An 11,806-nucleotide genomic window follows, 5' to 3' on the forward strand; every position below is an offset into this window, starting at 1 on the left:
ATAAAAAATCATGGAATTCACTAAAATAAATCCGCTTGCTCTGGGAATCTCTATTAGTATTCCATCAGCAATTGCTTCATTTTTTATGGGTCTAGCAGCATTTGTTTTTTTTGCTGATAAACCCATTGTAGGCATGGTTGGAACGATGTATTTATCCTATAATCCCTCTATGGGTAATGCTGCACTAGGTGCAGCTATAGTACTCATGAACACTTTCATTAGTAGTTATATTGTTGCATGGATATACAACTTTCTACTTGATTACATTAGATAAGTGTCGTTTCCCGAGTTTGATCCTGGTTTTGTGCAATACCATGATAGTTGGACGCTACATAACACTCTTCTATCGAAATAAAATCATACCAGCAAGTTTGCAATAACATTAAAGTCTTGTATCCCATTTCAATATTTGTTGCAATGAGTTGATCTAAAAGTAATTGTAATTGCTCCTGCTGATGTATTGGTTGTTTTGCTTTAGGTTTTTCTTTACACATTTTGGCAAACATAGTCTGAAACCTTTCTTCTACCATTCTAGGAACCGTAGAATTACCATCAAAAATACGATGGTCCGCACTGATGGATACCGGCAACATATCTTTAGGTTCGAATGATTGGGTATCTTTTTGCCAAACAAGTTTTCGGTCAACTTCCATTATTGTAAATCTCATGGCCTCGGTTTTGCGAAGAGGAGCCATAGATTGGGTATAGCCAAACACTCCAATATTACTTAGCGTAATATAAGGAGTTCCTGCAAGTGGATATGGATAAGTGTTATAAGCATATTCATAAACCATATCTTTCATGAGCTGTTGTACTCGGGGATTTGTTTTTTCTAGTTGTTCGCGCTTCTTATAACAATAAACCATCATAGACACTATAGTTCGAATTTTTGCGGATAATTCATAAAAACTAAGATTATGACAATTTTCAAAAACAATTGTGCCTAGATGATCACCACAGCCTGGTAACATGACAACCAGACCAACATAGGCTTCTTTCGTTTGAAAGATTTTTCTAAAACTCAAATAATTTCTATGATGATCGGATAATGTCATCCAGGAACTAACAGCCTGCAACATTAACGTAGTCAAAGTCTCTGAAGCGAATTTTTTATTAAAAAAATCGAGGCAGGAGATATCGACACTAAACTGCCCTGTCATGGTTGGATCACTTGGACCATCCCACTGAGTCATAAAGACTTTTCGAATGGGGGTCATTTCCACTTCCCGATTTGATTCGGTATAATTCTGAACTCTTGGTAATACCTCATCGGCAAATTCAATAAAGTTTTTCCAATTTTCACTAGGCTGGAGATTCACTTTACTGAGTTGCTGCGTATGTTTTTTATTGAGAGACTCTTTAAAATAAATGACCCCTTCGACGCCCAATAAAGCACATACTGACGACATATATTTATATTGCATAAAAATATTGGTTATCAATTGTTCTTCCAAATAAGCAATTTTTGGCCTTATTTGGTCAACGTCTGGCAATCCGATATCACGATATAAATCTGCTTCGCAAACATGGCGATGTTCATCTTCTAGAATTGTTTTGAATACTTTTGGTGCTACTCCATATCGATGTAAACTCTCAAAAATTTCTTCGATCCATCCCTCACCAATAAGGTTAAGCAACATAATCGCTACTTTGGGACACGTCTCATTTCGGATATAGTTACAAATAATTTCGATCTGGGGACTGTATGGAGGTGGAGAGGCATAAGGCGCACACAGCATATAAACTATTTTAGTAAATACTAAACCATGAAATATTTCGTCAAGTAATTGTTGACGCATGCGTTCTCTGTATTCCTCAGTAGACATTTTGGATTCAAATTTAAGAGGAATTTGAACGGCCAAAACTTCGAGCTGTGCTAAAAGTGAGAATGTATAAATATAAAAAAGTTTGTCAGATTGAAGCTCAAAAGGTAAACCATCGGAAAATAACTCATTTATCCTATTTTTAATGAGTTGTTTCTCATCTGCAGTAATCTTGTTCCACCCTTCTAAAATCCATTTTTCAGCACCCCAAGATGGTCTAAGTAATTCAGTCAGTTCATCCACGATATTTACCATAAAATCAATGATTTTCCAGTATAGACACAGCAAGCTCATGAGTCAATGATACTGCTTCAGTAAACCTTTTGCGTCATTTATGCTCCTTCTCTTTGCAATTACAACATTTCATCCTAATGAATGTATATTTTTAATTTATCCCACCTATTGAACCACTTCCCATGACTAGGATAATGATTAATAATGGAATTGGTTATTATAAAACATAAGGTAATTATCATGGCATTTGGGAAAATAGATCCCGTTTCTTTAGGTGTATCTCTTGGCATTCTCTCTGGAACATCTACCTTTTTTATGGGATTGATGATTTTAATTTTTAATACAGGCAAGCCCTTTAATGGCACGATGGGAGCAATATACATTACCTATGATTTTTCTTTTCTCCAATGCTTGCTGGCTGGAATAACCGTATCGGTTAGTACCTTCGTTGGAAGTTATATCGTAGCCTGGGCCTACAATTTATTGAGACACAGGCTTAATAGCTAGCGCACCACGCTATGTATGAAATGATTGGGCTTTGATGAATTACGCTAGCCCCATTAATCCTATTGCATTACCAACCCCTCTAATTCATAATTTATTACCTTGCTTTTCTTCTGGGTAACTATGTCAGCATCTCTAATTGATGGAAAAGTCGTCTCTTCTCTTCGTCGAGATATATTAAAAGAACACGTACGCGAGTTTTTAAAAAAAACACATCGAGCACCTGGCCTAGCTGTCGTTCTTATTGGCAACGATCCTGCTTCCACTGTTTACGTAGCGAACAAGCGTAAAGCGTGTGCTGAGGTGGGTATTAGCTCACACTCCTTTGACTTACCTGAAGAAACAACTCAAGAAGAATTACTTAAGCTTATCGATGATTTAAACCACTTTGATCACATTGATGGAATTCTCATCCAACTTCCATTGCCCAAACATATAAATGAACGTGTCGTTATTGAACACATCAAACCCGAAAAGGATGTTGATGGCTTCCACCCCTATAATTTAGGACGGCTCGCTCAGCGTAATCCATTATTACGTCCATGCACCCCGCTGGGCATCATGAACTTATTGAAACATTATCAGATTGAGGTTAAACGAAAGCATGCGCTTGTGATTGGCGCATCGAATATTGTTGGTCGGCCTATGAGTTTAGAATTACTCCTGGCAGGAGCAACAGTCACAATTGCCCACAAATTCACCCAACAATTAGAAAAATTGGTACACATCGCTGATTTGGTTATCGTAGCAACAGGGAAAATGGATGTTCTTGATACCGAGTGGCTTCATAAAGATCACATAATCATCGATGTGGGTATTCATCGATTAGCAGATGGCAGTATTCGCGGCGATGTAGATTTTAAAAATGCAGTAAACAAAGTTTCATGGATTACACCCGTACCTGGAGGTGTAGGGCCTATGACTATAGTGACATTGCTTGAAAATACTCTTAAAGCCGCAACTCTAAGAAATAGATAGCATGTAAATCAAGCACTGAAACATTATTTGCCCTGGGTTTAGCGTCTAGGCCCGGGTTAAAATAATTATTTGTCTAAAATATCCCAATCAAAATCTCCACTCAACTCATCAAAATCATCTTTAAACTCCTCTTTTAAACGTTTACGCTCTAGCTTTTCTTCGAGCATACGTCTCACGTTCTTTCGATGAGTTGAAGAGTCAATATCATCATCATAATTATAATCAGAGAATGATTGGTCATCATAATCTTCGTGAAGTCCCATAGCTTTCCCCTTTTATACTCTCTTAAAAAGAGTATAGTAGACAATCATTAAAAATGTTTTAGGAACCACATGCTCAGTTATCAACACGGCTATCATGCAGGAAATTTTGCAGATGTAATCAAACACATTGCTTTAACACGTCTTCTGGACTACTTAATTCGTAAAGAAAAGCCCCTATTTTATCTTGAGACGCATTCAGGAAAAGGGTTATATGATTTAAAAAACAAACAAGCTGAAAAAACACAAGAATACAAACAGGGTATTGAATTGGTCTGGTCGGGACGAGATTCACTTCCTCCTGTTTTTCAAGACTACATTCAAGTCATTAAGAAGCTTAATCCTACTCATGCTTTAAGATCCTATCCCGGTTCGCCTTTTTTAACCATAAATAAATTACGGGTACAAGATAGGATGTATTTTTGCGAGCTTCACCCTAGGGAATTTGAAGCACTGAACCAATTGCATCGCTTGAATAAAAAGGTACATTTTAGCAATACTGACGGCATAGTAGCGATGAACGCATTACTTCCTCCGCCAGAAAAGAGAGGACTGATTTTTATTGACCCTTCGTTTGAGGTAAAAGAAGAATATAAAGAAATTCCCATGGCAATAAAACATGCTTATTCTCGTTTTGCTACAGGAGTGTTTTGCCTTTGGTATCCATTGGTCAATAAAAAGTTAACGGATAAACTCAATAGAGGTATGAAAGAAATTAACGCCAAAAATAGTTTACACATTGAGTTTAGTCTGACATCAAACTCAATAGAGGGTATGAGCGGTTGTGGTCTATGGATAATCAATCCTCCTTTTACCTTAGCAGAAGAAATGCAAATAGTATTAAACTCACTGAAAGTATATTTTAATCCAGGAGTTTCCTCTTACCTTATTGAGAGCCATTCATGACCATTTTTCCTATCCCTGCTTTTTCAGATAATTATATTTGGTCGATTGTTGACAAAACCACAGGCTTATTTGACTGCGTTGATCCAGGCGACGCAGAGCCAGTATTGCAATTTGCTCAGGCAAATCAGCTAAAATTGCGTGCCATCTTATTAACTCATCACCATCAAGATCATATTGGTGGTGTAAGTCAATTACTCAAAGCCTATCGCTCATGCACAGTGTACGGTCCAAGTGATCCACGCATTCCCAATATAAATAGTACTGTGCAAGAGAATCAAATTATTAACGTGGGACAATGTGTTTTCAAAATTTTACTCAATCCAGGACATACCTCAAGCCATATTAGCTATTATGAACCCCAGCAAAAATTATTGTTTTGTGGTGACACACTTTTTTCAGCGGGTTGTGGGCGTGTTTTTGATGGAACTTTAGAGCAATTGCACCAATCACTAAATCTGTTTAAAACATTACCTCTCACTACAAAAATATTTTGTGCCCATGAATATACCCAACAAAATTTACGCTTTGCACATACAGTAGAACCTAATAACTCTACTATTCAAAAATACTTGGATAAAATACAAAACTCCCCCATTTCCTGTACCCTTCCGTCAACGTTAGAACAAGAATTATTAATTAATCCCTTTTTACGTACTGATCAAGCAGAAGTGCAAAAATACGCATTAACACATGGAGCGACATCAAATAGCTCATTAGAAATATTTAGAGTTTTAAGAGAAGAAAAAAACTCATTCAAATAATTAACCAGAAAGAATTAATTTCGTTCTTTATGGATTAGGTGAGTGCAAAAAGGGTTTAATCCTATAACTAATTTTAGTAAACTCGATAGCCAATAATATTGATAGGTAATAGCCATTGAAAATTAAGTTTTTCAAAATAAAAGACTTTTTATTCTGTTTACTCATTTTTTTTGCTATTACTAATGGGTCATTAGCACTTGCAGCGCCAGATGTATGGGTGGTATTGCGCAATGAATTCACTTTAAATCATGAAACGTCACGAGCTGAAGTGCAAGCGCAAATTAGATGGCTGGTAGCTCATCCGAGCTATCTCCATAAAGTATGTCGTCAATCCGAACCCTATATTTATCATATTGTTGTTGAAGTAAAAAAAAGAAAGCTTCCTGGTGAATTGGCCCTGCTCCCAATGATTGAAAGCGCTTTTGACCCTTTTGCATACTCTGGGGCTGGTGCTGCTGGATTATGGCAATTAATGCCACGTACAGGAGCAGGTTTAGGCTTAAAACAAGATTGGTGGTTTGATGCCCGACGTAGCATCAGCTCATCAACTGATGCCGCACTCAGTTATCTCCAGTATCTCAATAAATTCTTTAATGGCAATTGGGTATTAGCCATAGCAGCTTATGATGCCGGAGAAGGAACGATTGATCGGGCGATCAAAAGCACAGGGAGTCGCTCAGTAAATTTTTGGGAATTACCAGTTCCAAGTGAAACTCAAATTTATGTTCCACGCCTGTTTGCCTTAGCGGAAATCATCAAAAATCCAGGTCAATATCACTTAATATTGCCTGAAATCCCCTATGTTCCTTATTTCCAGGAAGTAAATATAGGAAGTCCAATTGATTTGAACCACGCTGCAAAAATGGCGGGGATTAGCTATCGAGAGTTGATTAAATTAAACCCGGGATTTAATCGTTGGACCACTGATCCCCACAAACCGATTAAATTGCTTATTCCCGCGGAGAAAGTACACCAATTTATTTTAAATCTTGCCAATCTTCCTGAGGACAAAAGGGTAAGCTGGGAAAAGCATATCGTACAGCCAGGAGATAGCCTAGACAACATTGCGGTTCGGTATCACACAACAGTTAGTTTAATCAAACAACTAAACCAGCTAACAACTGATCACATTAGTCCCAATCAATCCATTTTAATCCCCAGCACCAAAAATGCTCCTGCTGTTGTCAAAAAAGAACCGGCTGCTGCGACCATGCCCTTAGAACATCAAATAACAGCGGTACGAAATCATCGTGTCATTCACATTGTTCAAGAAAATGATACGTATCAAAAACTGATCAAAACTTATGGTGTCAGTCCCCAAGAGATACAGATATGGAATAAATTAGCAAGCAATCAACCATTACAAAAAGGGCAACAACTTGTGATATGGAAAAAAGTAAATCAACCCATTCAATATATTGTAAAAAAAGGCGACAGCTTAAGCACCATTGCCCAACAACATAAAACCAGCATAGAACGTATTATTGCATTAAACCCCGGACTTAAGCGGAATGACCCATTGTATTCTGGACAAAAATTGTTCGTTGGTTAGTTTTGTCCTTGGAGTATGATGAGGATTTGAGTTTGATTTTAGGCTTCTATCATTCTGTTCCAGAAATAGGCGGATCGTTTTTATGAACTCCATAGTTGTACGTTATTAACAATTATTTTTCATTTCTGGTATAAAGCAAGGAGGAGAGCACAAAAACTTGTGTTATAATCAAAGTAACTTATTTTATTGTATTTAAGATATATGAAATTACTATTTGATTTTTTTCCTATAGTTTTATTTTTTATAGTATACAAATTTTTTGGTATCTATACCGCGACAGCTATCGCGATGATTGCTTCTGTAAGTCAGGTAGCTTTTTATAGATTAAAATTCCAACATTATGAAAAAATGCATTTAATAAGCCTCGCCATTATCATGGTTTTGGGAGGGGCCACGCTTTTCTTTCACAACCCCTGGTTTATTAAATGGAAACCAACAGGTATTTATTGGCTCTCAGCTCTTGCCTTTTTCAGCTCGGGTTATATTGGAAGTAAGCCATTAATCCAAAAAATGATGGAAGCCAATGTAACACTCCCTGGAAAAATATGGCATAGGCTTAACATGGCATGGGTATTATTTTTCCTTTTAATGGGTGCAGTAAATATTTATGTTGCCTATAACTTCAATACTGATGCCTGGGTTAACTTTAAGTTATTTGGTGGGGTTGGCTTTACTCTGCTTTTTGTGTTAATTCAAGCTTTTTATCTTACAAAACATATGGATGAAACCGGCCTTGAAAAACAATAGGAGCAAGAATGAGACTATTGCTAGTTGAAGATGACGAGTTACTTGGTGATGCGGTCAAAACTGGATTAACCCAGTTTGGCTATATTGTAGATTGGCTTAAAGATGGTGAAGCCGCTCGTGCTGCTTTAAAATCTGAGTCATTTGAGCTAATTATTTTAGATTTAGGCTTACCTAAACTCTCCGGACTCGCATTATTACAAAGTATACGCCATGATGGTAATCCTACTCCCGTGATTATTCTAACTGCTCGCGAGTCAGTCGAGGATCGGGTAAAAGGCTTGGATAGTGGAGCAGATGATTACCTGATCAAACCCTTCGACCTCAATGAACTCAGTGCACGAATCAGAGCTCTAGTCAGACGCTCACAAGGTCGAGCTGATTCAGTGCTGCAATATAGAAATATTACTCTGGATCCGGCTGCCCACTCAGTATTCGTTGATGATGTTTTAGTTAATGTGCCACGCAGAGAGTTCGCACTGTTACAAAAGCTTCTCGAAAACAGCGGTCAAGTTTTATCGCGCGAACAACTGATGCAAAGTATCTATGGCTGGGAAGAAGATGTGGACAGTAATGCGTTGGAAGTTCATATCCATAATTTACGTAAAAAGCTTAATGCCAACTTTATTAGGACGATAAGAGGTGTTGGGTATATGGCAGAAAAAAATGATGGTATAGCTGTATCGTGAAATCATCTATAAGAAAATTTCTTCTCATAAATCTATTGTTGGCCATTACTATAACGACCACATTAACTGCTATAGGAAACTATTACCTAGATCAAAAAGACATCCAAGATCACTTAGATAGTTTAATGGCCGTTTCAGCTCTTTCATATCAAGCCTTATTAGGTGATGATCTCCATGAGCGTCCTCTCTCTAAAATTCAAGAAGCACTTGAAACGATCCCTCAAAAAATTGATACCTACTATCAAAAACGATTTTTGAATGAAGAACCGCCGGAAAACTACCTGGATAAGTTTAATTTTCAAGTTTGGACCAATGGTGGAAAATTATTGTTACACTCGTCTTCAGCCCCCAAAATTCCTTTAACCTCTGAAGTTGATGGGTTTAGTGATAAAAAAATATCAAAACAAGATTGGCGCGTTTTCACTACCTACAATGATAAAGCAGGAATCCGTACTGTTTTAGCCGAGCGTTACGATACACGAAATGAACTGGGTCATCGAATCGCGCAAGATGATCTCTACATCATGCTTTTAACTTTTCCATTATCTGGTTTGCTAATTTGGATTATTATTGGTCGAGGATTAGATAGTTTAGATAAAGTGGCCGAAGAGGTAGCCAACCGAGCTCCCAGCCATCTTGAACCGGTTGATTTGCATGAGGTACCTGAAGAAATTAAGCCGGTGATCGACGAGTTAAATAAATTGTTCTTTAGGCTTAAAGAAGGATTTGAACGCGAAAAACGATTTGCTGCTGATGCAGCACATGAATTACGCACCCCACTTGCTGCACTTAAAACACAAGCACAAGTTGCATTGCATTCTAATGACGTGGAAGAAAAAAACCAGGCATTACAAAAACTTATTGCAAGCGTTAATCGCAGTACCCATATAGTCCAACAATTACTTACTATGAGTCGACTTGTACCCGAAGCGGCTCATATGGAAGAGAAGGATGAAGTCAATTTAAGCAGGCTAACCCGCGAAATACTCGCCATGCTCGCACCAGCTGCCGTGGAAAAACAAATTGACCTTGAATTCGAAAGCGATGCTGAAAATTTAATTATTTATGGTAACTCAACTGCGCTGGGAATATTAATTCGTAATCTTGTAGATAACGCAATACGCTACTGTAATGAACATGGTCGGATTATAGTACGTTTAGCTAAACTAAAAAATGAAATAATGCTTGAGGTCAGTGATAATGGGCCAGGTATTCCTTCAGAATTGCAATCGCGTGTTTTTGAACGTTTCTTCCGCGTTCTCGGAAACAAGAGCCCTGGTAGTGGTCTTGGCTTGGCAATAGTTCAACAGATTGCGGAGTTACATGGTGGAAGACTCATGTTGGATACTCCAAAAGAAGGCACCGGTTTAATTGTAAGATTTTTTGTGCCCATTGAAGAAAAATAAGGCGAACCTTTTATTTTCTGTAGCCGAATTAGCGTAGCGTAATCCGGGCCACAAAACAGCTAAACAAGCATTTGTTACCTTATCGAACTGCCAAAATTTGTAGTGCATCACGAATTAACTGTTCACAACTTTTAGCGCCATCATTTATTTTATTCACTGCTTTTAACGCCTCTTGAGGCTTATAGCCTAAAGCTTCTAAAGCACTCACTGCTTCATCTGGTCCATTCATCAGAGGAATCGTCTTACTCTGTGAGTTAGAAACGGATCCAGAAAATTGTTTTATACTGTCACGCATTTCAACAACCAAACGCTCCGCAGTTTTTTTACCTATACCAGGCAATTTCATTAAAAAAGAGGCATTTTCCTGTTGAATACATTGTATAAACTCATTCGGAGTAGTACTAGAAAGTATCGACATAGCGACTTTGGGGCCAATGCCATTTACCTTAATTAACGCTCTGAACAACTCTCTTTCTTGTCGCTCTAGAAAACCATATAACAATAAAGCATCCTCACGCACTACAGTATGTATGTGTAATCCAATAGAACCATTCATGCTTTCTAGTTGAAAAAAGGTATTTAATGAAGTTTCAACATCGTATCCAACGCCATGAACATTAAGAACCAATTTTCCTGGTTGATGTTTATCTATAATCTGCCCATCCAACCAACCAATCATCTCTTCCGTCTCCTCAATCCTCGTCTGCCAATTACAGATGATAAATTATGACGCATATGACTATGACATATTGCTATAGCCAACGCATCCGCAGCATCTTTTTGTGGTGCCTTATTCAATGCAAGAAGATGTACGACCATATGGCTTACCTGAGCTTTTTCTGCAGCCCCATAACCAACCACCATTTGCTTGATTTCACGCGCTGAATATTCACTTACTTTCACTCGATGTGATGCTGCAGCAACCATCGCCACGCCACGAGCATGCCCTAATTTTAAAGCTGAATTAGGATTTTCATGCATAAATATTTGTTCGATCGCTACTTCGGCAGGTGAATAATGGTCCATTAATTGACAAATACCATCATAGATTTGCAATAATTTTTGACTTAACTCACTATCTGGATTAGTACGTATACAGCCACTATCAATGTATTCGATTTTACGGTCTGATTCTTTTATCAGACCGTATCCGGTTATCCTTGATCCAGGGTCTATCCCTAAAATAATGCTCATTAATTGATTGATTCTAATAATTTTTCTGAAAATTCAGCATTGCTATATACCTCTTGCACATCATCGAGGTCTTCCAGCATATCAATTAACTTTAAAAGACTTTCCGCTGAATCATCGTCGATAGGGACTAAAGTTTGTGCCCGCATGGTTAAATGAGATTGTTCAATTTCCAGACCAGCCTCGGTTAGCGCATTTAATACACTATGATAGGCCTCAACAGGAGTAATTACTTCAATTTGTCCTTCATCTACAGAAACATCACTGGCTCCTGCATCGATGGCAATTTCCATAACCTGTTCTTCAGACTGACCAGATGCCATCAAAATCTCTCCCTGATTGGTAAAGAGATAAGATACTGAACCGTCCGTTCCCAAATTGCCACCATTTTTCGTAAAGGCATGACGCACTTCGGAGACAGTTCGGTTTTTATTATCAGATAAACAATCTACGAGAACCGCAACGCCGCCAGGTCCATAACCTTCGTAACGCATAGCAGTCATTGCTTCACCATCAAGTCCGCCAACACCACGTTTAATGGCATTATCAATTGTATCACGCTTCATATTCGCACCAAGCGCTTTTTTAACCGCATCTCTTAATCGCGGATTGGAAGACTCTTCCCCTCCTCCCATACGTGCAGCTACGGTAATCTCACGAATTAATTTAGTAAATATTTTTCCACGTTTTGCGTCTTGAACCCCTTTACGGAATTTAATATTTGCCCACTTACTATGACCTGCCATAATACTACCTCA

General features: G+C 38.0%; 14 protein-coding genes. 9 read left to right on the plus strand and 5 right to left on the minus strand.

Annotated features, from left to right (window positions below; genetic code table 11):
• The first annotated feature begins 10 nt into the window (after positions 1 to 10).
• The gene (locus tag ACF8MK_RS15515) at positions 11 to 274 is read left to right on the plus strand and encodes a hypothetical protein (RefSeq protein ID WP_265702392.1); all 264 of its coding nucleotides are present in this window, start codon (positions 11 to 13) and stop codon (positions 272 to 274) included.
• On the opposite strand, the gene ACF8MK_RS15520 is transcribed toward ACF8MK_RS15515, so the two are convergent.
• Complete coding sequence (locus ACF8MK_RS15520) at positions 267 to 2,066, minus strand: 2-oxo acid dehydrogenase subunit E2 (RefSeq protein WP_392537417.1); 1,800 nt, start codon at positions 2,064 to 2,066, stop codon at positions 267 to 269. The two genes, ACF8MK_RS15515 and ACF8MK_RS15520, sit on opposite strands and share 8 nt — an antisense overlap.
• Positions 2,067 to 2,261: 195 nt before the next feature.
• On the opposite strand from ACF8MK_RS15520, the gene ACF8MK_RS15525 reads away from it, so the two are divergent.
• Together ACF8MK_RS15525 and folD are read left to right on the plus strand one after the other, a co-directional pair.
• The gene (locus ACF8MK_RS15525) at positions 2,262 to 2,564 is read left to right on the plus strand and encodes a hypothetical protein (protein ID WP_392537418.1); all 303 of its coding nucleotides are present in this window, start codon (positions 2,262 to 2,264) and stop codon (positions 2,562 to 2,564) included.
• A gap of 120 nt (positions 2,565 to 2,684) precedes the next feature.
• Complete coding sequence (gene folD, locus ACF8MK_RS15530) at positions 2,685 to 3,539, plus strand: bifunctional methylenetetrahydrofolate dehydrogenase/methenyltetrahydrofolate cyclohydrolase FolD (RefSeq protein ID WP_392537419.1); 855 nt, start codon at positions 2,685 to 2,687, stop codon at positions 3,537 to 3,539.
• A 65-nt stretch (positions 3,540 to 3,604) separates the two neighbouring features.
• Here the strand turns inward: folD and ACF8MK_RS15535 are convergent, their stop codons facing one another.
• Positions 3,605 to 3,802 carry a PA3496 family putative envelope integrity protein gene (locus tag ACF8MK_RS15535; RefSeq protein WP_265702397.1) on the minus strand — a complete coding sequence of 66 codons (198 nt, stop codon included), beginning with the start codon at positions 3,800 to 3,802 and terminating at the stop codon, positions 3,605 to 3,607.
• A 69-nt stretch (positions 3,803 to 3,871) separates the two neighbouring features.
• On the opposite strand from ACF8MK_RS15535, the gene ACF8MK_RS15540 reads away from it, so the two are divergent.
• From ACF8MK_RS15540 to ACF8MK_RS15565, 6 genes are all read left to right on the plus strand, one after another.
• Positions 3,872 to 4,705: a 23S rRNA (adenine(2030)-N(6))-methyltransferase RlmJ gene (locus ACF8MK_RS15540; RefSeq protein ID WP_392537420.1), complete on the plus strand. Its 834-nt coding sequence runs from the start codon at positions 3,872 to 3,874 to the stop codon at positions 4,703 to 4,705.
• Entirely contained in the window at positions 4,702 to 5,466 is a 765-nt protein-coding gene (gene gloB / locus ACF8MK_RS15545) for a hydroxyacylglutathione hydrolase (protein WP_392537421.1), read from the plus strand. The genes ACF8MK_RS15540 and gloB overlap by 4 nt, the downstream gene beginning before the upstream one ends.
• 115 nt (positions 5,467 to 5,581) lie before the next feature.
• Complete coding sequence (locus ACF8MK_RS15550; protein WP_392537422.1) at positions 5,582 to 7,018, plus strand: LysM peptidoglycan-binding domain-containing protein; 1,437 nt, start codon at positions 5,582 to 5,584, stop codon at positions 7,016 to 7,018.
• A 201-nt stretch (positions 7,019 to 7,219) separates the two neighbouring features.
• The gene (locus tag ACF8MK_RS15555; RefSeq protein ID WP_392537423.1) at positions 7,220 to 7,765 is read left to right on the plus strand and encodes a septation protein A; all 546 of its coding nucleotides are present in this window, start codon (positions 7,220 to 7,222) and stop codon (positions 7,763 to 7,765) included.
• 8 nt (positions 7,766 to 7,773) lie between these two features.
• Positions 7,774 to 8,451: a response regulator gene (locus ACF8MK_RS15560; RefSeq protein WP_182393300.1), complete on the plus strand. Its 678-nt coding sequence runs from the start codon at positions 7,774 to 7,776 to the stop codon at positions 8,449 to 8,451.
• Entirely contained in the window at positions 8,448 to 9,857 is a 1,410-nt protein-coding gene (locus ACF8MK_RS15565) for an ATP-binding protein (protein ID WP_392537424.1), read from the plus strand. Before ACF8MK_RS15560 ends, ACF8MK_RS15565 begins: the two co-directional genes overlap by 4 nt.
• A gap of 79 nt (positions 9,858 to 9,936) precedes the next feature.
• On the opposite strand, the gene ruvA is transcribed toward ACF8MK_RS15565, so the two are convergent.
• Genes ruvA through ACF8MK_RS15580 form a run of 3 tightly spaced genes read right to left on the minus strand, consistent with a single transcriptional unit; the run spans position 9,937 to position 11,794 of the window.
• A complete protein-coding gene (ruvA, locus tag ACF8MK_RS15570) occupies positions 9,937 to 10,536 on the minus strand; it encodes a Holliday junction branch migration protein RuvA (protein ID WP_392537425.1) in 600 nt (199 codons plus the stop codon).
• Positions 10,533 to 11,051 (minus strand): crossover junction endodeoxyribonuclease RuvC, encoded by a 519-nt coding sequence (ruvC, locus tag ACF8MK_RS15575; RefSeq protein WP_028381922.1) that lies wholly within the window; start codon positions 11,049 to 11,051, stop codon positions 10,533 to 10,535. The genes ruvA and ruvC overlap by 4 nt, the downstream gene beginning before the upstream one ends.
• Positions 11,051 to 11,794: a YebC/PmpR family DNA-binding transcriptional regulator gene (locus tag ACF8MK_RS15580; protein WP_265702405.1), complete on the minus strand. Its 744-nt coding sequence runs from the start codon at positions 11,792 to 11,794 to the stop codon at positions 11,051 to 11,053. The genes ruvC and ACF8MK_RS15580 overlap by 1 nt, the downstream gene beginning before the upstream one ends.
• Positions 11,795 to 11,806: the final 12 nt, after the last annotated feature.

This window comes from Legionella sp. 227 (genome assembly GCF_043161935.1).
Taxonomy (GTDB): domain Bacteria; phylum Pseudomonadota; class Gammaproteobacteria; order Legionellales; family Legionellaceae; genus Legionella; species Legionella sheltonii.